The sequence below is a fragment of the Deltaproteobacteria bacterium genome (genome assembly GCA_016183235.1).
Classification (GTDB): domain Bacteria; phylum UBA10199; class UBA10199; order DSSB01; family JACPFA01; genus JACPFA01.
In genome coordinates, this window is the sequence record JACPFA010000026.1 from 13,038 (window position 1) to 33,643 (window position 20,606).

A 20,606-nucleotide genomic window follows, 5' to 3' on the forward strand; every position below is an offset into this window, starting at 1 on the left:
GGGGGTGGCTAGCCTCGCAATGACAGAAGGTCCCTATTCTTCACAATTTCAATTGCCATCTCAATCGCGGCAATCATGCTCGATGGATCCGCAATTCCTTGACCTGCAATGTCAAAAGCCGTTCCATGGTCTGGGCTAGTACGCACTAAAGGTAACCCTAAGGTTACATTGACTCCATCTTTAAAATGCAAAAGCTTAAACGGAATGAGCCCCTGATCGTGGTACATACACACCACTGCATCATATTTTCCATCAACCGCCTCATGAAAAATCGCATCCGGCACCTTGGGCCCAACACAGGCTACACCTTGAGCCTGGCAAATTTCAATAGCAGGAGCAATGATTTCGATTTCTTCTCGACCAAATTTGCCTTTCTCTCCTGCATGCGGGTTAAGCCCGCATACCGCTAGCCTAGGTTTTTCAATATTGAAATCTTTTTTGAGGCCGGCATGGGTTAATTGGATGGTTTTGATAATTTTTGCTTGGGTCAAAAGACTTGGCACCTTGGATAAAGGCTCATGGATGGTTACCAAGGCCACTTTCAAATTAGTCGCGGCCATCATCATTAAAAAATCGGCAGTGTTTGTTTTGCTCGCCAAATATTCGGTGTGCCCAGGAAAACCAAAGCCCGCCAGGCTTACATGTTCTTTGGAAATAGGGGCGGTTACTAGGGCATCAAATTGACCCGTAGAATAATCTTGCATAGCCGCTTCAAGAAATTCGATCGAAGCCTTGCCGGCGGAACGTGCATCTAAAGCCTTGCCTTGTTCTCCATAAACTTTAAATTGAACGGGGGCGTTGGAATAATGGGGTAGGGCTTTGGCCACAATCTCTGGGCCTATGCCAAGCGGGTCTCCGATTGTAATAGCGATGCGTATCATCAATTATGGTGTCATTCTGAGCATAGCGAAGAATCTTCCACTTAATAATATCGAAGATTGCTTCGCTCTCGCTCGCAATGACATTAAGTTTAAATCTTAACCTCAATATAAGCCGACTCGCGAAGTTTTTCTAAATATTTTTTCAACTCTTCTTGCATTTTATATTCCATAACCTTTTCGCGAATCTGCCCTTTGATTAAATTACGATCGACGTCTGACAAACCACTTTGTTCCACCAAGAAAATCAAATGGAGCCCATGCTCCGAACGAATGGGCTTGCTTACCTGGCCTGGCTTTAAACCAACCAGGGCTTCTTTGATGCTGGGGTTGAGTGAACTCACCGTATATTTTTCAGGTTTGGCCAAACCAGGATCCATCGAATATTTTTCAGCTAACTTCGCAAAAACCTTAAAGCTGGTGGATTGCTTTTGAATCGCAATGGCCTGATCAATGGCGTGGTTAAGCTGCTCATCATTGGCACTAGCCGGCAGAGGCAAAATGAGTTGGGCTAATTTGACTTCGCCTACCGATTGTAAAGCCTGCCCATGTTGGTCTAGAAAACGATTATAGTCTTCTTCGGTCACGGTCACCGAGTTTGCCAAAACCTTATTAAAAAATTTAAACCGGGTTAACTGCTGACGCAGCTGATTTTGATAACTGACAAACGGTGTGCCTTTTTTAGCTAATTCTTTTTTTAATTGATCTACTGTAATCCCATTATTTTTAGCCACGCTGGCAACCGCTTCGTCAACTTCTTGCTCAGTCACCTCAATTTTTTTATTCTTAATTTCTTGGTTAAAAAGTTTTTCTTCAATGAGGAACCGCAGTGCGGCCTGTTTTAGGTTGTCACCCGCAGCTATTTTTTGATGAGCAAGACTATTAATAACTCGTTTCAAATCTAATTCTGTAATAATTTCAGAATTTACAATGGCCACCACCCGATCAACGGTTTCGGCCTTAGCCACATATGCAAATAAAAACATACAGAGTACTAAGGTAGTAAAACTAATTCTTTGAGATTGCTTCGGCTTCGCCTCGCAATGACAGGGAATGCATTTTTTCATAACGTTACCTTTTTCAAGATATTTTGAAAAATGACTACTTTGTTTTCTTGCCTAACTTTTAAAACGTAGTCTTTAAATTTCTGTTCCTTTTTTTCTAATTCAAGTTGCTGCCTAATTTTAGGGGCAACTTCTTCTAAACTTTTTCGCGTGGCTGGCCTAAAGGCAATCACTTTAAAAACATGAAACCCATAACTGCTGGGAATGATCGGCGAAATTTCGCCTGGTTTCATAGTAAAGCACACATCATAGACCTTAGGAAAGGTGCCTTTGGGAATAAATCCCAAATCTCCCCCCGCTTTTTTTTCAGGAGAAATCGACAAATTGCTGGCTAGGCTTGCAAAGTTTTCACCTTTCATCAAACGATCGTGGATATTTTGCGCCTTTTCTTGAGTATCCGTCACAATTTGACGAATATGAACCGATTCGGGCACATTCCATTCTTGATCATGTTGCTGATAATAATTTTTGATCTCCTCTTCGGTAACCACCCCATCACCTAACACCCCACTATTGAGAAATTTCGCCACTAAGAAATTTTCTTTTTTAATGGCCTTCCATACATGATAGTCAATCCCGCGTTTAGCCAGCATGGCTTGAAAATCTTTTTCGCTATAGCCACTTTTGTATTTAGAAACTTCTTGCTCTAATTCTGCATCACTCACCACAAAGCCCTGGTCTTGCGCCTTCTGCACCATAAGCCGTTTATTGATTAAATCCTCTAAAGTTTTTTCTTTAAGCTTGGCAAATTCGGCCCGTTGTTCAAATTTTTCCGGTGGCAAAATCCCCTTTTGCCGATTGAGACTATCCCGCAACTCCCCCACCGAAATACGCTCCTCCCCCACCATCGCAAGTGTGTCGGAATCAGAAACTCTTGCACATGAGGAGAAAAGAAAAACCTGCAGAAAAATAAGAATGGTCTGCATAAAGAGGTGGTGACTACGTCTTTTCATTGGCCTCGCCGAAGCGGCGGGCCCTTCATGCGAGTCAGTGGGCATGGAAAGCCGCGGCCCGCCGTAGGCGGGAACGCGGAAGGCTTCCATGCCCACTGGCTCCATGAAGGTCGCCGCGAGAGGCGCCAGCCAATGAAAAGACGTAGTCACCACCTCTTTATGCAGATATTGACAATAGAAATTTCTGCAGGCTTTCAAACGCCATCTCCTCTTTTCCCTCTTTAAAACCCATAGCAAGCTCATGCGGCGAAATCCATTTAAAACGCCCCGGTTCTTTATCACAACGGGCATGTAAACTCTTGGTATTAATAGGAGTACGTGGGTCAAAGGCCATCACAAAACGTGTTTTTTCTTGCCGCAACAAACGAAGCCAGGCCTTTTTGGCCAACACTTTTAAGACCATGGTTTTGGCCAAAGCTGCAAGGGAGGTGGGTGGCGTGCCAAAGCGATCGCGCATCTCTTGTAAAATGCCTTCAATTTCTTCGGGTTGATTGGCCATGGCCAAACGGCGATACAACGTTAAACGCAAGGTGGTCTCGCTCACATATTCTGCTGGAATAGTTGCATCCAAGCGCAATTTTAATTCGGGTTCTGGTGCAAGCGCAGCCTCTTCTCCCTTCAATTCGCCAATCGCCTCTTCTAAAAGATGACTGTACATTTCATAACCAATGGCTGCTAAATTTCCTGATTGATCTTCGCCCAACAAATTTCCAATCCCGCGAATTTCCATGTCGTGAGCGGCTATTTTAAAACCCGAACCCAATTCTACATAGCGCGCAATCACGGTTAACCGCGCCCTCGCATCGCGGGTAAGGCTGCGTTGATCAGGGGCCTGCCCCTGGCCTTGAACAGGGGTTAACAAATAGGCATAGGCACGCACATTCGAACGCCCCACCCGCCCCCGCAACTGGTACAATTGCGCCAGCCCCATTTGGTCTGCCCGATCGATGATGAGGGTGTTGGCGGTAGGAACATCTAAACCTGATTCAATGATGGTTGTGCATAACAACACATTGACTTCATGATTGACAAACTTCACCATCATTTCTTCTAAATCACCCTCATCCATTTGCCCATGCGCCACCGCAATTTTTGCCTCAGGGATAATTTTTTTAAGCTGTTCATAGACACCTGCAATCGATTGCACGCGGTTATGCACAAAATACACCTGACCCCCACGCGCAATCTCTCTTAAAATAACTTCACGAATCAAGGCTTCGTTATAAGGGCACACGTAAGTGCGAATACTGAGGCGGTCCTCGGGAGGAGTGCTAATGATGCTCAAATCGCGAATCCCCGAAAGGGCCATGTTAAGCGTGCGCGGAATGGGGGTTGCGGTCATGGCCAACACATCGACTTGTTTGGTTAATTTTTTTAATTTTTCTTTTTGCAAAACCCCAAAGCGATGTTCTTCATCGACCACCACTAAACCTAAATCTTTAAAATTGACATCGGGTGATAACAAACGATGCGTTCCAATGATAAGATCGATTTTTTGATCAGACAATTTTTGTAAAACTGCTTTTTGCTCGTGTGGGTCAATGAATCGAGACAACATGCCAATCTGCACACCCGTATCTTTAAAGCGCTGTCTAAAACTTTGAAAATGTTGATGCGCCAAAACAGTAGTAGGAACGATCACGGCAACTTGCTTGCTGTTTAAAATCACTTGATAAGCGGCGCGCATCGCAACTTCGGTTTTGCCAAAACCTACATCGCCACAAAGCAAACGATCCATGGGGTAAGATTTTTGCAAATCTTCCGCTACCTCACGAATGGCGCGCCCCTGATCGGGGGTTTCGGTAAAGGGAAACTCAGATTCAAATTCTTCCATCAACACGCCCCCCAAGGGATAAGCATGGCCCGGCAGAGTGGCGCGTTCGGCATAAAGCCGCAACAGTTCGCCGGCTATGGCCTTGATAGAATTTTTTGCCTTAGCAAGGGTCTTTTGCCAATTGAACCCACCCAGTTTGTCTAGCACCGGGATTTGGGACTCGCCCGATAAATAGCGATGCAACAGGTTGAGCCGATACACGGGCAAATAAAGTTTGTCGCCCCCCAAATATTCTAAAAGCAGATAGTCGTTGCCAATGCCTTCGAGTTTAAGCTGAACCAAACCTTTATAAATACCCACCCCGTGATCAGCATGAATGACATATTGCCCGGGAGTTAGTTCATCAAAGGTATTTAAAATTTGTTCTTTTTTGAATTTGGCAGAAACCCGTTTGGCTTTGCGACCAAAGATTTCTTCATCGGTCACTAAAACAATTTTTTTGGCTGGCCACACAAACCCGGTCGAAACGACGGCTTCAAATAAATTGATTTTTTGAGGGGATTTTACACCAGCCTGCCAATCAAGAAAACTCTTCTGTTGGCGGGACACTTCAAACCCCAAGCGTTCTAATAAATCTTCTAAGCGTAAACCCTGGCTTTGGCCACTTGCCGTAAAATTTAAAAAATATCCTTGGGTTTGCCATTGCTGAATCTTTGCTTTCAGAGGATCCAGAAAATGCTCATCGATGGGATGCCCTTTGAGCAGCACTTTGAGATCATCATGGGTTTGAACGGCATCTTCCGAAATTTCAGAGCTGGTGTTTAAACTTTCAATACAAATATCTTCAAATAGAGATTGCTTCCCCCGGCTCGGAAGCCGGGGTCGCAATGACATGCGCTGTTGAAAATCTGTTTCGTGCCAATAGAGCTGAGTTGGTAAAATTAGTTTTTCCAAAGTTTCACTGCGACTCGCTGCATGTTCAATATTTTCTTTTAATTCTTGCCAATGCTGCTTTAGCTCGGTGGGTTCAAGGTGAATTAGGGTTGTCCTTGCAGGCAAGTAATCTAGCAAAGAATTTAGCTTTTCGTAAAAAAGCGGCAAGTAGGCTTCGAGGTTAGCTAAGCTCCCGCCTTCTTTCAGGGGATCTACAAATACGGCCCGCTTCGGTTTAGGAATATCGGCTTCATCGGCCAAGGTGCGAAATTTTTTTAAGGCTCGTTCAACATTTTCGGGTTTTAATAAAACCTCACGGGCCGGGATCAGTTGAAATTCCGAAAGCTCGGTTTGCGAACGTTGATTTTCAGGATTAAAATAACGGATGCTCTCAATCACATCGCCAAAAAATTCTACCCGCACCGGCCATTCAAGGTGAGGAGGGAAAATATCCATAACCCCACCTCGCTTTGAAAAACTCCCCACATCTTCTACCAACGAAGTCTCATAATAACCCAATTGCAAAAGCTGAAGAGTTAGTTCGTCTCGCGCAATGGATGCGCCTACCGCAAGCGTAAACTTTGAATCTTTCAACCAACCAACCGGCGGCAAAAGTCGCATCAAGGCCGCCACCGGAACAATTAAAATAAAGGGATCTCGGGTGTGTAAAAGATGAAAAAGGATTTTGATGCGACCGGCCAGGAGCAGGGGATTGGGATTTAAACCATAATAAGGCAAGACATCATAACTAGGAAAAGAAAGTACCGGCGCATCGCTGCCCAGAAAAAATTCAAGATCCATTTTAAGATTGTCAGCCACAACCCCCGTGCGCGCTAAAACCAGCAGCGGTTTTTGTTCACGCCTAAAATGCTCAGCCATGGCAAAGGGAATGCTTGAGCCAACGAGTCCAGACCAGTTCATAAGTGACTTTCTATAGAACTAGCCCGTTCTTTTAATCAACGCAAAAGATGGAACTGCAATTTTATCAAAATCTTAAATCTTTTCGGGGTTGACCGATCTTAATACTTCTAGAACTGATTCCCAACCCACTCTATTGTTGTGAAGGGAGAAAGAAATTTCTTTGAAATTGTCATCGGATGCAGACATGATCCATTCTCCTTGGGCCATCAGCTCACGACAGTTGGGATTTAAAATATAGAGAATTAAATCATATTTGATTCGATCGCTAAAAGAAGAATGTCGATCCTCAAAGGCTTTAAGGTAATTGCTTCGCGCCGCAAAAATTAAATCAGCATCTCGGTAATAATTAGCAACATAAAGATATGCCGCTGTTACCCATTTTGATTTAGGGTATTCTTTGGTAAGACGAAGCATATAAGTGGCACCCCATTTGTTTTTCCCCAAGTCCAAAAGCATCTCTCCCCATCGATACATAACTTCATCCATTCGACTATAGGATGGGTGATCCTGCAAAATGCTCTGATAAGTATTGATCGCCTTTTGATAAGTTTGATGAAGGGGAATAGTAGGATCCAACCCTGAACTTGTGACTAAGGCTTCCTCTCTAGCCCCCAGAGAGATGGCAAGGGCTCGTTGATACTCGGCTTCTGCACGATAAAGTTCTGCCAAGCGAAATAGACGATCAGGAAGCGTTGGATGAGTAGGCGCTTGCTCAATGAACTTTTCAATTTCAGCAATCTGCCTTAATCGCAAGACGTGAAGGGCCGTTTCGGATGCTTTAGCCAATCTTTCTGATAAAGCTTGAAAACGATTTTGTTTCGCTAGTTGACGTAAAGTTTGGTCCTCTGTTTTAAGTTGCTCAACTTGGGAAAGTAATACCGAATCTTCGCCGGCAAGAAGCTTCAGCTCTTCAAAAAGTACCCCAAGGGAAGGAAATGTTTCGGCGTGAATACCCCACTGTTTTTCCAACTCTAAAAATTTGTGAGCAATTTCTACGCGGTCCGTAAAATCTTGAAGATTGGTCAACTCAAGATTATTCACTGCCTTTTGGGCGATGGCCTCCCCCGATTCAGCTAATCTTCTGCCGTTTTTAATAAAAGCCTGAACTCGCTGGGCAAATTGGGTAGGATCACGAGTCACAGCGGTGCCCATAGCCTTTAATTCTTGATAAGCCTCTTCATAGGATTCAAATGTCGCCACCCGTAGGCCACTTAAACCGCTGGGGTCTTCGAGGCCCAACAAAGCTAAATTTTTGGATTTCCATCGCGCTTGTTTTTCAGGATCAGCTGGAGGAGAAAGATAAATTTCAATGGGGTCTGAACAATTTGTGGGAGTCTCACAGCTTCTAGAAACGACAATTCTGTCCTGTGAATCAATGATTCCCTGTGTTCCTCTATCCTCAACTCGAACATTTACTTGAGACATAATTTCCTCCAACACCCCCGATTACCTTGTGGTATCGTCACTTTTCATCGTCAGTTGTTAGATAATTGATTAAAAGTATAAATTTTGATCAAAATTTTTGATTTTAATGATTATTTTAGAAACAATTTGTCTTATCTTTTCTAAGTTTGGGCGGCGTTAAAGTATAACAAAGTTATCTTATCCGTTGATAACTTTATTATACTTTGATAACTTCAATATATATGGACCCTCTTAAAAATCCTTTTAGTCCTGGAGCTGGAACGCCACCGCCGGCTTTGGTGGGCCGCCAATCTATTCTAGATCAAGCTAAAATCACTTTGGCCCGTATCAAAAATGGCCGCTCAGAAAAGAGCCTATTATTAGTAGGGTTGCGGGGTGTTGGCAAAACGGTACTACTAAGAACCATTTACGATCAAGCTCATGCCCTTAATTACGAAGCATGCTTCATAGAGACACCAGAAAATAAAAGGCTTTCTCAATTGCTGATCCCACCTTTAAGACAAATATTATTCAAACTGGATCGAATGGAAAAGTTAAATCAATATGTAAAACGGGCAATGCGTGTACTCAAAAGTTTCCTTAGTACGATTAAGGTGGGAAATGATGAATTCAATATAAGTTTGGACATTGAACCCGAAGTGGGCACGGCCGACAGCGGGGATCTTCAAGCCGATCTTACATCCCTATTGATTGCCATTACAGAAGCAGCTGCAGAAAGAAAAACCGCAATAGCCCTTATTATCGATGAGCTTCAATATATTAGTGAAGAAGAATTTGGCGCTTTGATTATGGCTATTCACTCAGTCGCTCAAAAGCAACTTCCACTCGTCTTAATAGGAGCAGGCCTTCCTCAATTAGTCGGATTGGCAGGAAAAGCCAAATCCTACGCAGAACGTTTATTTAATTATCCTAAAATAGGTTCTCTTAATACTAAGGACGCCAAGGATGCCATTTGTGTTCCCGTCCAAAAAGAAGGCGTAGAATTTGATCAAGAAGCTATTGACAACATTTTACAAACAACGCGGGGTTATCCATATTTTCTCCAAGAATGGGGTTATGAAACATGGAATTTTGCGCAAAGCTCACCCATCCTTCTCAAGGATATTATAGAGGCTACTCCCCAAATTATAAAAAAACTGGACGAGAATTTTTTTCGAGTGCGTTTTGATCGTGTTACTTCGAGTGAAAAAAATTATCTCCGAGCTATGGCAGAATTGGGACCTGCCCCCTATCGATCAGGTGATATTACTGCCGTTTTAGGAATCAAGGTACAATCAGGCGCGCCGGTCCGTAGTTCACTTATTAAAAAAGGGATGATTTATAGCATAGCACATGGGGACACCGATTTTACGGTACCTCTTTTTGCAGATTTCATGAAACGCACAATGCCCAAACCCACGAGGAAAAATAATAGTAATTAATGTCACTGGTCAACGCAATTTTCCGTTCATTGCATAAACGCGGCTAGTTTTCCCTCGAACAATCCTTTCAGAACATCCGCATGAATGAATTTTACAATCACAACCTTGTAATTTCATAGATTTAAAACTCCAAATTCCGTAAAATAGCCTTAAGACGCAACTTGCATTAGCTAACCCATCGAAAACATTAAAGAGTTAACTATGGTCGCTCCTATCTCGCATAATCCGCCTGCTGAACGCCCGGTTGAAAAAAAAGATAATACCACGACGGTCTTTGAAACCGTTAAGGGCAAGACCAAGGGGCAAGAGATCGAGGCCGCTAAACGACTACAAGAGCAGCAAAAACAACAAGCGCTTCGCAACCAAGGCCAACCTCACGAAAATGAAACGCTGGAAAAAAGTTTGGCTGATGATCGCCATACGGCAGAACAGCTTGAAAATAAGTCGGCTGAAAATCAAGCGCAAATGGAACATCTGCTGGCCAAACATGAAACTCAAGAGAGCGTCAAAACCCAACGCGAGGCCGTACAAAAAACGGTTTTCTTGTCCAAAGACAATCCTATGGAAAAGGCAAGAAAACAAACCACTGAACAAAGTAAAGCCGCGCAAGATAAATTTTTAGGCAAAACCGCAGCCGGCGGGTGGACCCCACTCAGTAGCAAACACACCCCTCCCCCCTTGCGTAATCCAGAAAACGTGGCCAAGCTACAACAATTTTTACCTCCTTCCGTTACACCAAAATCAGTTGCCCCAAAAACACCCGTTATTAAAAATCCTGAAACTCTGGTATTACGTTATTTACCCAAGACAACCCAACCCCTCATCAAAAACCATTTCTCCGCCGCAACTCATTTCCCCCGGGGCGCTACTAACACGCGCTTTACGGTCAAAGAAGATTTTCGTCCCCGCATGCTCTTTCAACCCCGACAAATTTTACGCTCCCTTGAACCTGCCCGACTCATGCAATTGGCACAAAAGGTCGAGGGAGAAGGCAACCCGACTTTTAAAGATTCTACTCATAAAACTAAAATTGCCGTCGTAATTCGCAGCCCTTTGGTCTTTGTTAAAGATGGTTCTCAATTGCGCGCCTTTCGAATTTTAAAAGATGGTTCGCTAGAAGAAATTCCTTCGCCCGATGCCAGTGAAAAAGAATTAAGCCCCGAGGCCAAAGCTGCTTTGCAAAAGGCCTTAGCTAAAAAAAACTTGGGCTCTAAGTTGGCAAGCAGTGAGGAAGAAGCCCTTGCCCACCTGGAAGGCGAACAAACTGAAGCGCTAGCCAAAGAACTTTCTATGCCCGAACAGGCCCTCGATTTTGAAACTAAATTCACCCTCATGCTCTATGAAGTTTTAGAAAAAGAACGGCAAGTGGCCAAAATGCTTGAAGGTGCCGACCCCGAATTTTTAACCAAAGAAGATTGGAATACCTTTTTTCAAAAATTGATGAACGCAGGCAATCAAGAAAAAAATGCCAAAAACACGCTTGATAAAATCATTTCGTTATTATTTCGCGGTTCGTTTAAAAAAGAAACGGGCCAAGATTTTTTAGTAGGTGATTTAAAATTTTTAAAAGGCACCAAAGCCCGCGAAGAAAAATTTACCCAAATCCCGCTCACCACAGAAACGATTGAAGCCATGCTCAAAGAACTTCAACCTGGCAAAACCCTCTCGAAAGAAACTTTGCAAAAAATGTTTGGCGACGAAATTGCCTTTATTAAAATGTCCCACGTGGAACTTTCGGAATTTGCCATCGCCTCGGGGGCCGAAGCAAAAATACAATTTGACCCCAAAAAATCTACCGACCCTTATTTACAAGCCCGCATTGAACAGCACATTTTTAAAAATAAAGATTCCGCCAAAGCCCCTCCACTATTTCTTGGCCAAGAAGACCCGATGATTTTAAATCAAGGCCGCCATGGTTTCATCGCTAATATTTATGAATTAATTAATATCAAACGCCGCTTCCCCGGCAAGCCCCGGATATTAATTTTCTTAGCCTATCTTTTAGGGTTCGTTACTTTAGCGATGATTATATCCTACTTTCTTTAAAGACCCCCTCTAAAAAATCTTTAGCCCAAACTTATCGGCTACATCCTTCTGTTGAACATCATAAGAAACAAAAGTAACTGTGGATTTCACCATACGTTTAATAAGCAAAGCACTAGCTACGTGAAGAGAATCAAGGGTTTTTAAAGTTGTCTTCTGAATGATTTTTTGAGCCAAGCTAATAATTTTTTCACTGCTATTCACAATTTTAAATCCCCTTAGATCTTTCTGGAATTGCTTGATCACTTTTTGAATAATAGCATTTGAAAGACTACCTTCTTTCTTTTTTCGATAAATCCCATGATAACCTTCAACTGAGGTAATAAAACAAGTACAGACAATGGGCCCCCTCTCAGCAAAAAGACCCATGACTTGAGGGGTACCTTCTTCTAAAAAATACTTTTTAAGAAGAGCCGAAGTATCAAAATAATAAATCACGAACTTATTCTCTTGATTCGATGACTAAGAGAGACACGCTTTTCCCGATTGCTTTGACAGGTTGCATGCCCGAGTCTATTCTGCCGCTTCCACTGCTGATAAGATTTTGCTGTTCAAGTTTTTTGAAAGCAAGCTCTGTAGCATGAGCCATTTTGCCCTTTTTATAAAGGCTACGAACGACCCCCAATGGTTTGCCCCGATATTTTAGGATGATTGATTCGCCTTGTTTCAATTTTAAAACGAAGGCCCCTATATTTTCTTTTAATTCTCGCATACCAACCTGAACCATAAATTCTCCTAATGTGTACACATAATCTATAATGAGTGAACATTATAAGTCAATACAAGATCCCGCATGTGTGGTAGCTAAATGAAAATGTCAGTTTAACAACAAACATGACGAAGGTACTAAACAAACATGACGAAGGTACAATAATTTTATTGATTTATATAATAATATTGTATAAAATTACAGAATGTTTGTGCTTGATCAATCGATCTTTATCCAGGCCTTGAGAAAAAGCCCTTATAAATCTATTCAAGGGTTGGCCGATGCTTTAGGCATACACCGCAATACCATCCATTATTATTTGACCGAGCATCCGGTCATACCTACAAAATTGACCGAAATTTTTGATGCCCTCGATCTTGTACCGGGCGACTGTATCAAAAAGAAAACCGCTTCTGCTCATTTAAGACTTGAACCTATTGCACCCATCATCGATGCCTTGCATCGACAATTCCCCGAAGTTTCTTTTTGTCTGTTTGGTTCGCGAAGCAAAGCGAAGCCCCACGCCTACTCCGATTGGGATATCGGCGTTTTTGCAAGTAAGGAAATTTCTCATGCTCTTTTTCGACAAATCCGAAAGGCTTGCATTGAACTTACCGAAAATTTCCCCTATTTTGTTGAACTCGTAAATTTAAACCAAGCAGATTATCTTTTCTTAAAAGAAATTTCTAAAACCTGGAAATTCCTAACCGGTCATTTACAAGACTGGTTAGCTTTGCAAAAAAAGGTTTTAACATGACCGAACAGAAAAAATTGCCCGAATCGATCAAAGCCCTCGAACATGCATTAACTTTCTTGAAGCTTGCGCAAAAAGATCCCTTTTACTTTGCTGGCATTTCGAAAACTTTTGAAACTTGCTTAGAATATGCGTGGAAATACTTAAAACAAAGATCAACCGAGGAAGGGCTCGAAGCCTATAGCCCCAGGGAAGCAATTAAAATCGGTGGGCGATTAGGCCTCATTGATAATGTTGAAAAATGGCTCGATTTTTTAGAAGACCGCAATCTTGCCGTCCATGATTATTTAGGAATTGCCGACGAAGATTATTTAAAAACCATCCAAGACTTTGTGACTGAAGTCAAAAAACTTCCCCAACCAAAATAAAAAAGCCCTCCGTAGAGGGCCTTTTTGCAAATAAGATTTTTCGAAATAACTACACCTTGCTGTAAAGCAGGTAGGCGATTAACATCGCAAACAGCACCAATGATTCCATGAGTGCCAAACCGATGATCATGGGGCCTTGGATTTTACCGGCAGCGCCGGGGTTGCGGCCAATGCCTTCGAGGGCTGCAGCAGCAGCTCGGCCTTGACCAAGCGCTCCACCTAACACAGCGATGCCCATACATAAACCCACGGCTAAGCCTACTAATTGATTGTGACCGCCGGCTGGGGCAGCAGCTTCTTCAGCCATGGCCAAAGCTGGCACGAAGAAAGATAATAATGATGCATAGATTGCATAGAGTACTTTTCGCATTTTTTGCTCCTTGATTATAATTTCATGAACCTCATGCCACCTTCAAAAAGTGACTAGACAAATCCCATCATGGATCCCGGATCAAGTCCGGGATGACGGGGAATACCATCAATGTTCGTGGGAAGTTGCCAACCCAACGTACACCGACGATAGCAGGGTAAACACAAACGCCTGCACAAAAGACACAAAGATGCCAAAGGCCATGAAAATCACAGGTACCACCCATGGTACCATGTCAGAAAAAAGACTTAACACCATGTGATCGGCTGTCATGTTGCTTAAAAGCCGGACCGACAAGGTGATGGGGCGAACACAGTGCCCAATAATCTCGATCGCCCCAATCAAAGGTGCCATCACCCAAATGGGCCCCAAAAAGTGCTTTAAGTAGCCAATCCCATGGGCTTTAAAACCATAAAAATTGTAATAAAAAAAGATGATGATCGCGATGCCTAAGTTGGTATTCATGTGATCGGTCGCCGCATGAACCCCTGGAATCAATCCTAAGATGTTATTCACAAAAATATAAAAGAAGATCCCACCCAAAAGTGGCATGTGCTTTTTGGCATCGTGGCCTAAAATGCCTTCAAACAAACCATAAAGACTCTCCACCCCCACTTCGAGAATGTTTAATAAATTAACCTTGGGGCTAGGGGTAACAGCCGCTTCTAATTGAAACAATTCTCTTTTAACATAAAACCCTATCGAAACCAGCAAGACCCCCGACAAAAGCGCTGAATACACGTAGTAATATTTGGGATTCAAGGCCGGTAAAAAATAACCGATCCAAGTAAAATGTTCGGCAGCGACGATCATGCAGCACTCCTCAACAACTAAAAAACTAAAACTTAAACGCCTGGGCTAAAAAACTTAGGGGCAAAGTACTAGCCCCTAGGATTAGCCCCAAGATATCCATCTTGAGTAGGCTTGCCAATACCCAAAATCCACCAAATAACAAGCTTAATTTTAACAAAAAAACGGCGGCTAATTTAAAACGGGGAATTTCTGCAATGCCTGCGATTTTTCTAACTAGCCATGTCCAACCTACCAAATTAAGCGTCATTAATAATGAAGCCAATAACGTTGCAACTCCCAACGATGAACTGCCAAAAACCCAACTAGCCACCACCAATATCAGGGCAACCACCAATTGGGTTATGATTAATGAAAACTTGGCCGTAGATTGTTCACTCATGGTTTTTATTTTTAACGATTTTTATCAATTGATAGAAACTTGCAACCGCTCCCAGAACTAAGCCGGTCAACGCTAACCAAGGTTGGGTTGAAAATTGCCGGTCTAAATAATCACCTAACCACAGGCCGCCACCCACTAATACGGCTAGTTGCACCCCTAGCCCAGAATAAAGCCCTAGTTGCGACCAGCGATCATTAGATCTCTTTTCTATCAAGGGGACCTCTAAAAAGGGCCCAGATGCAAGGCGCCCGCAAAGACGCGACCGGAGCGTATATGGAAATACGTGAGGATCGCGTCTTTGTGGGCAACGCAGCAGATGGGCCCTTTTTAGGGGTCCCCCCAAGGTATTTATTGCACCGGCACAGGGGGTGGCTCCTCATTCCCCTTAGGAGGAATCGCCTTTTGACTTAAGGCTTCAACCGTTGCCTTGTCGACATTGAGTGAAAGCGTGATGCGGTCTTTGGTGGAACCTATGGTAAGGCCCTTAAGGAGTTTATCCATGTTGGGATCTTGTTGGGCCATGGCTGCACCTATCATGGTGATAAAAGTATTGATGCTCCCAACAATCTTTTTTGCTGAGTCTTCATTGGCCGTTAAAGCACCCACATCTAAGAGAAATTTATCGGCCGTAAAATCTAAGGCAAAATCAATGGCCGAAACCTTGTTTAAATCGGCAAGGGGGTTGTTGGCGCCACCGGATGGGTCTTCAGGGATCGCCCCGGCTGGGATTTTGCTAACTCCCCAAACCATTTTCTCTTTATTCATGCCCTTAATTAAATTCATCATGTCACCATTGGCCTCAATGGATTCTGCTTTTTTGGCCGCCGTGTCGATGGTGGCCTGAACCGAACCTGTGTCTCCAATCACAATATTATTGGCGTCAAGGATGGCAAAACCCTCGTTGGGTTTTTTGCTGTTGGTGTAAATCTTTTTACCGCCATGTTCTTGCGAGGTCACTTCCCCACCGCTCTTTTGAGCCATATCACGGATGGAATTTAAAATGGCGGCCTCTTCAAAACTGCCGGTCAACAACACGGCTGGTTTGGGTTCAACGCCTGAGCCTTTAAAATTCAAAAACACATAAAAGCTCTCGACCTTGTCGCTGACCTGTTTGACTTGTTCGGGCATTTGAGTGATGATTTGCGCCCCAAAAGGTGAGGTTAAGATTTTTTTCCAATTGCCAGAAAGAACAAAATTGGCATCTTTGGAAATGTAACTGATCCCTTTGGCCGCTTGACCAACCCCCTCGGGTTTTTTACCACAGCCCTTCCCGCATTGCACAAAAGTTAATGCAACGATGAGCAACAAAGAAACTTTAAAAACTTGAGAAAATCTTTTCATATAAATAACTCCCTATGGATCCCGGGTCTTAGCCCGGGATGACGTTTGATTAAAAATCGCATCTGAACTGAACACATTGCAAAAAATTACTCAACTTTAAAATAGGCCCCTATCCATTGGCGTAAACTTGCTTGAGCTTGCTGGGCCAGGGCTTTTAAATGGGGCAATTTAAACAAAAACGTAGGTTGCTCACTTAAAGTTTTTAAAATTTTTAAAGGCCGCGGCCTGCCATCAGCCCCCATCCATTCTGTAACGTTTTCTAAACTCTGAGCCTGTTCATCATAAACAAACCGTACGGCTGAAAAGGGAATGCCCGCTTTAATTAGAGGTGGGGCCCAAACCAGGCTTTCCATGTCTACCCCAAAGGCATGGGTGTTCATAAAAGCCGCCTGTTTCTGTTGCAGCGTTACCAGAGGGGCCGCTACGGTCAAAAGCGGGGCTTTATGATATTGAAGCGCGGCGATTTTGAGTGCCTTTTCTACTTTCAAATCAAGGGAAGCCCAAGAAGTCGTGAGGCTTGGCAAAATAGTTTGAGCTAGGATGGCCTCGCCTCCTTTAATATGTGGGCTCAAAGCCCCACAATAACCGGTCAGCAAAGCGCTTTGGATAGGCCATTGTTGCAAAAGGCTTGGTAAGCAAGCCACACCCCTTCCAATGCCGGTTTTTAAAAGTAAAACTGGTTTTTTAAAAATAAGCCCACGATAAAGCAGGCCTTGGGTCAATTTTATTTTCTCCTCTACTTTAAGCCAAGCAAGCACAGCCTTGGCCTCATGGGGCATGGCCACAACAATCAGGGTGAAGGGATCGTTTTGATACTGCATAGTCTCTTTTTCAAACACCTTTACCCCCTCACCTACCCCGGTGTTTTTGGCAAACTCAAGTGAATTCAAGGGGATCTTTTAGCCCGCCTCACCTTGGCACGAGTTTGGCAATTGCTTGACTATCATGGATCCCGGGTCACAAGCCCGGGATGACGCAGATGTCATTAAAAAAAGGAGCTTTTATGTCTATTTCAGCCTCAGTTATTCAAACTGTTTGCCAATTTTTACCAAAACCTAAAATTGTTCTGCCTCCTCCTCGTAATATCCTTCTCCCCCTACCTTCGCCTAAGTTAGATCAATATTCCCCACCTAAGGTTGGAAATGATGCCGCGTCAAAGATTGCGTCCATCAAAACCGATTTGCGTCAAAAATTGGCCCAGCTTGATGAAAAAACTCAACAAGAATTAACCAAAATAAATAGTAAGCGGCAAAGCAAGGGGCAAGCACCCATTGATTTTAAAAAGATCAACGAAGCCATGTTGCAAATCATGGAAAATTTTCGCCTGAGCCCCGATGAAAAGAAACAGGCCATTGAGGCCTTGCGCAAAGAATATGGGCTTTCGAAAAAAGAAATGAAAAACTTGTTTACCAAACGTTTTCAGGCCCATTATCAAGCGGCAAGTCGTGAATTACAAAATTATTCTTCAGAAAAAGAACGTGCTTTAACCCAAAGTATAGAACAAGCCCAACGCACCTATGGTGTAAATTCTGGGCAAGCCTTAAGCCTACAAAATCAACTGAATCAACTCAAAGCCACCACGGCCACGGCTCAAAATCAGTTCAATCAACAAGCCAACACCACTGGTTCAATGTACAAGGGGGGCTTTTGGAGCAAACTCAAGGGCGCCTTTAAAAAGATCGGTGGTTTTTTAAAGAAGGGCATTGGAGCCCTCGTGAAAAAGGTATGGCTCCCCGTAACCAAAGCTGCGTTAAAGATTGCGTCAAAAGTAGCCCCGTTTATCCCGGGGCCTTGGGGAAAATTGGCAAGCCTTGCTCAGCCATTTTTCAATCTGATGACTCAACGCTAGCCAAAGCAATTTCCTCCATGAGTTCTAAATCCCAGCTTTGAGTGCCTTGAATGGCCATGTAGGCTAATAAATAAGGTTTGTTTTCGTTGTCCGCTTCGGGATTGCTTTCAAAATGGTTGGCGATTCGCTTTAGAACCTCATAGGCTTGATTCACGTGAGTGTAAAATTGCCGATGCATCTCTCTGAGTTGGGCTTGGGCATAGGCCAATAATTCAGGATTATCAGCATACTGCAACGCAAAATAGGCGTCTAATCCCAAATTTTCCCTGGGATCATAAAGGGGGCTACCCAATTCCAGGGGATTGTTGTTAATCAAACGCTGGTGTTCCCTTAAATATTGAATGTACTCCGTATGCATGGAACGAATGCCATTCCTGAAGAAAACTAAGGCTAAAAAACCACGGATCTTTCCTTTTTCTTGATTTGGATCCTCCGCCCTATCTTCCAGCATAGCCCAAGGGCTTCTATAATCTTCAAAGGACGGATGGATGGAATCGTCTTCGTGGCCTTTTTCATGGGCATCGATTTTTTCGTTTTCTGCTTCACCAAAATTACGAATAATGGTCATACCCTTTCCAAACGACATGCCTGCCGTTCTAAGAGCAAATTGACGCAGAAGTTCATATTGTTTTTGATCGTGTTCTGTCCATTTTGCACGATCTGTACTCCACAAGGAATGTTTGGGCGAAACTGCTTTGACATAATCATCTTGGTCATGAAAAATGATGGCAATATTAACATCGTGAATGATCACTTCAACCCTACCGCTAGGGGTAAAACCAAAATGATCCTCAATATATTCCATTAATTTGTCGGACCTAACCACACACTTGCCATCGACCTCTTCGCAAATTCCGCGAAGGGTCTTTTTAATTTCTTCGACTCGAACAAAATAATTGCGCGCCAACTTGAGAAAACCAAGGCGCACCTTTAAATCACTGATCCCATTGTTGTTGAGTAGGTCGACTAAATCACTTGCCTTAATGGATTTGCCTTTTTGTTCGGCCTTATCCCTTAGCTTAATAAATTCGGCATACAAACGAGCCTGTTCCACTTTTTTACCATCGGTAACCAATTTGTTAGTGAATTCATGTTTGGAATTAGTTTTGAGCGTCCTTAAACTTTTTTCTAAATTTTCGATATATTCATCGATGCCTCGTAAAGTATCTTCATGCAGATTGAAGGGATTTACGAGATTGGGTTTTCGGCCGGGCCCCCAAATAAAATAGGCTGCTACTGCACCTGCCGCCACCGTAGCTCCAACTGTGGCTATGGCAATACGCTTGGGACGACTTTTTTTATCATATTTGGCCCTAATTTCTCTGGCCCGCTCGGCACCAAACAGCTCTGTCATCTCTCCAGGGGTATCGGCTGGCGCGGGTTTGGGTTTGCGCTGGAGGGCCTTGGGTGGTTTTGGAGGTTGACGCTCAGCCATCATCTTTTGGAATGCTGCCACTTCTTCTCGACTGATGTCCTGACAATGCTGCAAAGGATCATCATAAGGATGTTCTGGCTCAGGCTTAGGTGGAGGTTGAGAGGCTTTAGATGGCTTGGCTTCGCTAGCTGCCCTGTTTTTTTCCCAGAGTGCTCGCGCTTTCGGTGGAAAATCGCTTACCTTCCACATACCTCCATTTTCAGGTCCATCACAATAAAGTGGCCCTTGCTCAGCAGGAGGGGATGGCTCTGGTACTCTTGTAGGGCCTTTAACACGCGTTGGTTTTGCAACGGGTGCTGGTTCGTATTCGCTGGCCTTGGGACCACGAGGTCGGTAAGACGTTCTAGGTGGCCGATCAAACAATTGATCTGGCCGAATGACTTCAGTTTCAGGATTTGAAAAATGGTCATTGGGGTTAAAATCATCAGGTGGCTCTTTGCTCGAGGCCATGGCCACAAGCCCAGGCTCCGGTGTTGGAAAGGTAGTCCTTATGCTCGGCACCCCAACGGCAACTCCATCCCCCACGGCCACCACTGCAGGTTCTACCTGAAATTTTGGCCCTCCACCCTTTGGCAATGACCCTTTAACTCCTTTTACCGTAAAAAAGATCATGAGTGCTGTCCCAAGGGTATCGACGACTTGGTCCACACTCTCGTCTAAGGTTTTACCTTCAAAGCCATTAGTAACCATGTCGTACGTATTGTCGGCCACATAAACGACAGAGTCCCCTACACCCACAACCAAATCACCTGCCAAACCCCCAGCCCCGGTAACTAACGATTCAACCGCTTGGTCAACTTCTCCCGAGACCGCATGATCAATGCTTGTGGCCACCACACCGGCTGCATCCCAACCAAAATCGGCCGTACCACCTACAAAGCCTTGGCAAAAAAGTCGAGTGGCGGCAAAAGTCCCACGGTAAGTGACCTGCATCCATTCGGGCATGTCGGGCATAACTTCTTTTGCTACATCATCGACTTCGTCAAAGGCTTCTCCTATGCCTGCCCTTAAACTGCCCTTTTCTTCCCAATATGCAAAGGCGCCCCCAGATTCCATATTATCGTTGATGAAATTTTCGTAAGCATCGGCCGCTCGGCCCAACCAGGTAAAAATACCCATGCAGTTGTCCCCCCAGACAATAGTTTCCTCTTAAGACGTTGTGCAAATACCATGCCG

At 43.8% G+C, this 20,606-nt stretch carries 19 protein-coding genes; 5 read left to right on the top strand and 14 right to left on the bottom strand.

The features are described 5' to 3' along the window. Nucleotides 1-8: 8 nt before the first annotated feature. The 5 genes from pdxA to HYU97_06000 form a co-directional block, all read right to left on the bottom strand. Nucleotides 9-881, bottom strand: a complete 873-nt coding sequence (gene pdxA / locus HYU97_05980) for a 4-hydroxythreonine-4-phosphate dehydrogenase PdxA (GenBank protein ID MBI2336291.1) — start codon at nt 879-881, stop codon at nt 9-11. A gap of 89 nt (nt 882-970) precedes the next feature. Next, on the bottom strand, nt 971-1,864 hold the full coding sequence (locus HYU97_05985) for a peptidylprolyl isomerase (GenBank protein ID MBI2336292.1): 894 nt from the start codon (nt 1,862-1,864) through the stop codon (nt 971-973). A 77-nt stretch (nt 1,865-1,941) separates the two neighbouring features. Then, entirely contained in the window at nt 1,942-2,895 is a 954-nt protein-coding gene (locus HYU97_05990; protein MBI2336293.1) for a peptidyl-prolyl cis-trans isomerase, read from the bottom strand. A gap of 157 nt (nt 2,896-3,052) precedes the next feature. After that, entirely contained in the window at nt 3,053-6,523 is a 3,471-nt protein-coding gene (gene mfd / locus HYU97_05995; protein MBI2336294.1) for a transcription-repair coupling factor, read from the bottom strand. Between the two features lie 72 nt (nt 6,524-6,595). After that, complete coding sequence (locus tag HYU97_06000; GenBank protein ID MBI2336295.1) at nt 6,596-7,948, bottom strand: hypothetical protein; 1,353 nt, start codon at nt 7,946-7,948, stop codon at nt 6,596-6,598. Between the two features lie 221 nt (nt 7,949-8,169). On the opposite strand from HYU97_06000, the gene HYU97_06005 reads away from it, so the two are divergent. Beyond that, complete coding sequence (locus HYU97_06005) at nt 8,170-9,369, top strand: AAA family ATPase (protein ID MBI2336296.1); 1,200 nt, start codon at nt 8,170-8,172, stop codon at nt 9,367-9,369. Between the two features lie 201 nt (nt 9,370-9,570). Continuing rightward, nucleotides 9,571-11,415, top strand: a complete 1,845-nt coding sequence (locus tag HYU97_06010; protein MBI2336297.1) for a hypothetical protein — start codon at nt 9,571-9,573, stop codon at nt 11,413-11,415. Between the two features lie 9 nt (nt 11,416-11,424). On the opposite strand, the gene HYU97_06015 is transcribed toward HYU97_06010, so the two are convergent. Both HYU97_06015 and HYU97_06020 read right to left on the bottom strand, forming a co-directional pair. Next, nucleotides 11,425-11,850: a type II toxin-antitoxin system VapC family toxin gene (locus HYU97_06015; GenBank protein MBI2336298.1), complete on the bottom strand. Its 426-nt coding sequence runs from the start codon at nt 11,848-11,850 to the stop codon at nt 11,425-11,427. Nucleotides 11,851-11,854: 4 nt separating this feature from the next. After that, entirely contained in the window at nt 11,855-12,139 is a 285-nt protein-coding gene (locus tag HYU97_06020; protein ID MBI2336299.1) for a hypothetical protein, read from the bottom strand. Nucleotides 12,140-12,326: 187 nt separating this feature from the next. Between HYU97_06020 and HYU97_06025 the strand changes: the two genes are divergently transcribed. After that, nucleotides 12,327-12,878: a nucleotidyltransferase domain-containing protein gene (locus HYU97_06025; GenBank protein ID MBI2336300.1), complete on the top strand. Its 552-nt coding sequence runs from the start codon at nt 12,327-12,329 to the stop codon at nt 12,876-12,878. After that, on the top strand, nt 12,875-13,243 hold the full coding sequence (locus HYU97_06030) for a nucleotidyltransferase substrate binding protein (GenBank protein ID MBI2336301.1): 369 nt from the start codon (nt 12,875-12,877) through the stop codon (nt 13,241-13,243). The genes HYU97_06025 and HYU97_06030 overlap by 4 nt, the downstream gene beginning before the upstream one ends. 49 nt (nt 13,244-13,292) lie before the next feature. Here HYU97_06030 and HYU97_06035 read toward each other — a convergent pair whose 3' ends face one another. The 6 genes from HYU97_06035 to HYU97_06060 all read right to left on the bottom strand — a co-directional run bounded on the left by HYU97_06035 (nt 13,293) and on the right by HYU97_06060 (nt 17,036). Next, a complete protein-coding gene (locus HYU97_06035) occupies nt 13,293-13,613 on the bottom strand; it encodes an ATP synthase F0 subunit C (protein MBI2336302.1) in 321 nt (106 codons plus the stop codon). A gap of 108 nt (nt 13,614-13,721) precedes the next feature. Beyond that, nucleotides 13,722-14,426 (bottom strand): F0F1 ATP synthase subunit A, encoded by a 705-nt coding sequence (gene atpB / locus HYU97_06040; GenBank protein MBI2336303.1) that lies wholly within the window; start codon nt 14,424-14,426, stop codon nt 13,722-13,724. A gap of 25 nt (nt 14,427-14,451) precedes the next feature. Continuing rightward, nucleotides 14,452-14,805, bottom strand: coding sequence for a hypothetical protein (locus tag HYU97_06045; protein ID MBI2336304.1), 354 nt, complete (start codon nt 14,803-14,805; stop codon nt 14,452-14,454). Further along, nucleotides 14,798-15,016: an AtpZ/AtpI family protein gene (locus tag HYU97_06050; GenBank protein ID MBI2336305.1), complete on the bottom strand. Its 219-nt coding sequence runs from the start codon at nt 15,014-15,016 to the stop codon at nt 14,798-14,800. Before HYU97_06050 ends, HYU97_06045 begins: the two co-directional genes overlap by 8 nt. 137 nt (nt 15,017-15,153) lie before the next feature. Next, complete coding sequence (locus tag HYU97_06055; GenBank protein ID MBI2336306.1) at nt 15,154-16,146, bottom strand: hypothetical protein; 993 nt, start codon at nt 16,144-16,146, stop codon at nt 15,154-15,156. Nucleotides 16,147-16,232: 86 nt separating this feature from the next. Beyond that, nucleotides 16,233-17,036, bottom strand: coding sequence for a hypothetical protein (locus HYU97_06060; protein MBI2336307.1), 804 nt, complete (start codon nt 17,034-17,036; stop codon nt 16,233-16,235). A 113-nt stretch (nt 17,037-17,149) separates the two neighbouring features. On the opposite strand from HYU97_06060, the gene HYU97_06065 reads away from it, so the two are divergent. Then, on the top strand, nt 17,150-17,995 hold the full coding sequence (locus tag HYU97_06065; protein MBI2336308.1) for a hypothetical protein: 846 nt from the start codon (nt 17,150-17,152) through the stop codon (nt 17,993-17,995). Here the strand turns inward: HYU97_06065 and HYU97_06070 are convergent. Next, complete coding sequence (locus tag HYU97_06070; GenBank protein ID MBI2336309.1) at nt 17,973-20,549, bottom strand: hypothetical protein; 2,577 nt, start codon at nt 20,547-20,549, stop codon at nt 17,973-17,975. The two genes, HYU97_06065 and HYU97_06070, sit on opposite strands and share 23 nt — an antisense overlap. Between the last annotated feature and the right edge of the window lie 57 nt (nt 20,550-20,606).

Coding starts and splice junctions, on each gene's coding strand:
- pdxA (MBI2336291.1), bottom strand. CDS start 881: ATGATACGCATCGCTATTACAATCGGAGACCCGCTTGGCATAGGCCCA.
- HYU97_05985 (MBI2336292.1), bottom strand. CDS start 1,864: ATGTTTTTATTTGCATATGTGGCTAAGGCCGAAACCGTTGATCGGGTG.
- HYU97_05990 (MBI2336293.1), bottom strand. CDS start 2,895: ATGAAAAGACGTAGTCACCACCTCTTTATGCAGACCATTCTTATTTTT.
- mfd (MBI2336294.1), bottom strand. CDS start 6,523: ATGAACTGGTCTGGACTCGTTGGCTCAAGCATTCCCTTTGCCATGGCT.
- HYU97_06000 (MBI2336295.1), bottom strand. CDS start 7,948: ATGTCTCAAGTAAATGTTCGAGTTGAGGATAGAGGAACACAGGGAATC.
- HYU97_06005 (MBI2336296.1), top strand. CDS start 8,170: ATGGACCCTCTTAAAAATCCTTTTAGTCCTGGAGCTGGAACGCCACCG.
- HYU97_06010 (MBI2336297.1), top strand. CDS start 9,571: ATGGTCGCTCCTATCTCGCATAATCCGCCTGCTGAACGCCCGGTTGAA.
- HYU97_06020 (MBI2336299.1), bottom strand. CDS start 12,139: ATGGTTCAGGTTGGTATGCGAGAATTAAAAGAAAATATAGGGGCCTTC.
- HYU97_06025 (MBI2336300.1), top strand. CDS start 12,327: ATGTTTGTGCTTGATCAATCGATCTTTATCCAGGCCTTGAGAAAAAGC.
- HYU97_06030 (MBI2336301.1), top strand. CDS start 12,875: ATGACCGAACAGAAAAAATTGCCCGAATCGATCAAAGCCCTCGAACAT.
- HYU97_06035 (MBI2336302.1), bottom strand. CDS start 13,613: ATGCGAAAAGTACTCTATGCAATCTATGCATCATTATTATCTTTCTTC.
- atpB (MBI2336303.1), bottom strand. CDS start 14,426: ATGATCGTCGCTGCCGAACATTTTACTTGGATCGGTTATTTTTTACCG.
- HYU97_06045 (MBI2336304.1), bottom strand. CDS start 14,805: ATGAGTGAACAATCTACGGCCAAGTTTTCATTAATCATAACCCAATTG.
- HYU97_06055 (MBI2336306.1), bottom strand. CDS start 16,146: ATGAAAAGATTTTCTCAAGTTTTTAAAGTTTCTTTGTTGCTCATCGTT.
- HYU97_06065 (MBI2336308.1), top strand. CDS start 17,150: ATGTCTATTTCAGCCTCAGTTATTCAAACTGTTTGCCAATTTTTACCA.
- HYU97_06070 (MBI2336309.1), bottom strand. CDS start 20,549: ATGGGTATTTTTACCTGGTTGGGCCGAGCGGCCGATGCTTACGAAAAT.